The organism is Pararhizobium sp. (assembly GCF_035497515.1).
Classification (GTDB): Bacteria; Pseudomonadota; Alphaproteobacteria; order Rhizobiales; family Rhizobiaceae; genus Pararhizobium.
This window is the reverse complement of the sequence record NZ_DATJDJ010000168.1, coordinates 1-1,549: the sequence shown is the minus strand read 5'-3', so window position 1 is coordinate 1,549 and position 1,549 is coordinate 1. Positions and strand designations below refer to the sequence as shown.

The following is a 1,549-nucleotide window of genomic DNA, read 5'->3' as shown; positions in this document are numbered from 1 at the left end:
GGCGCTGGGCTCCTCGGAAAAATTCCAGGACGTGATCCTGCCGGTCGCCGACAAGCTCGGGGCCGCCGTCGGCGCCAGCCGTGCTGCCGTCGATGCCGGTTATGCGCCGAACGACTGGCAGGTCGGGCAGACCGGCAAGGTCGTCGCACCGCAGCTCTACATCGCGGTCGGCATCTCCGGCGCCATCCAGCATCTGGCCGGCATGAAGGACTCGAAGGTCATCGTCGCCATCAACAAGGACGAGGAAGCCCCGATCTTCCAGGTCGCAGACTACGGCCTCGTCGGCGATCTCTTCGACATATTGCCCGAGTTGCAGAAGGCCCTCTGAGCCAACAATCGCTCTTTCCAAGGCGGCCGCGCGAACTCGTGCGGCCCCGCCCCCTTTTCGCCTTTGAGAGACCTGCTATGTCCGCCTATGTCCTGACCATCTCCTGCAAATCCACGCGCGGCATTGTCGCTTCGGTGACCGGGTATCTCGCCGGAATCGGCTGCAATATCGTCGATTCGTCGCAGTTCGACGACCTGCAGACAGGCCTGTTCTTCATGCGGCTGACATTCATCTCGGAGGAGGGAGTGGATCATACCGCGATCAATAAAGACTTCAAACCCGTCGCCGAGAAGTTCGCGATGAACTGGGCGCTGCACAGCAGCGAACACCGCATGAAGGTGTTGCTGATGGTCTCGCGTTTCGGCCATTGCCTCAACGACCTGCTCTATCGCTGGAACATCGGTGCCCTGCCAATCGATATCGTCGGCGTCGTCTCAAACCATTTCGAATACCAGAAGGTGATCGTCAACCATGACATCCCCTTCCACCACATCAAGGTAACGAAGGAAAACAAGCCGCAGGCCGAAGCCCGCCTGATGGAAGTGGTCGAACAATCGGGTGCCGAACTAATCGTGCTCGCCCGCTACATGCAGGTGCTGTCGGATGCCGTCTGCAAAAAAATGTCGGGCCGGATCATCAACATCCACCACTCCTTCCTGCCATCGTTCAAGGGTGCCAACCCCTACAAGCAGGCCTACGAGCGCGGCGTGAAGCTGATCGGCGCCACGGCTCACTATGTCACCGAAGACCTCGACGAAGGTCCGATCATCGAGCAGGACGTTGCCCGCATCACCCATGCGCAATCACCGGACGACTACGTCTCGATCGGCCGCGATGTGGAGAGCCAGGTGCTAGCGCGTGCCGTGCACGCCCACATCCATCACCGCGTGTTCATGAACGGCGACAAGACCATCATTTTTGCAGCGACCTCTGGCTCCTACAAGTCAGAACGGATGGGATGAACCATGAGCGTAATCGGTGATGGTAGAATGGTCGCCGCATTCGAGATGATCTGTTGCGGAAAACGGTGGCGCTAGTAGCTGATGATGAGTGGCGATGGTGATTGCATCAGCCCAGACTACGCTCGTCTCGCAACACCGGCAATCGACCGGCGATTAACGGGACCGCCTGAACACCTTACCGATGAGACCCTACACCACCACCGGCGTCAGCGCTCGCCCAAGCGTGAACCACTGCACCACATTATCGACAACGAGTTTG

2 protein-coding genes are annotated in these 1,549 nt (G+C 59.2%); both read left to right on the top strand.

Going from position 1 to position 1,549, the window contains the following annotated elements:
* The coding region (locus VL202_RS17090) for an electron transfer flavoprotein subunit alpha/FixB family protein (RefSeq protein ID WP_325465288.1) at positions 1-328 on the top strand (328 nt) is incomplete at its 5' end.
* A gap of 77 nt (positions 329-405) precedes the next feature.
* A complete protein-coding gene (gene purU, locus VL202_RS17085) occupies positions 406-1,290 on the top strand; it encodes a formyltetrahydrofolate deformylase (protein ID WP_325465287.1) in 885 nt (294 codons plus the stop codon).
* The last annotated feature ends 259 nt before the right edge of the window (positions 1,291-1,549 follow it).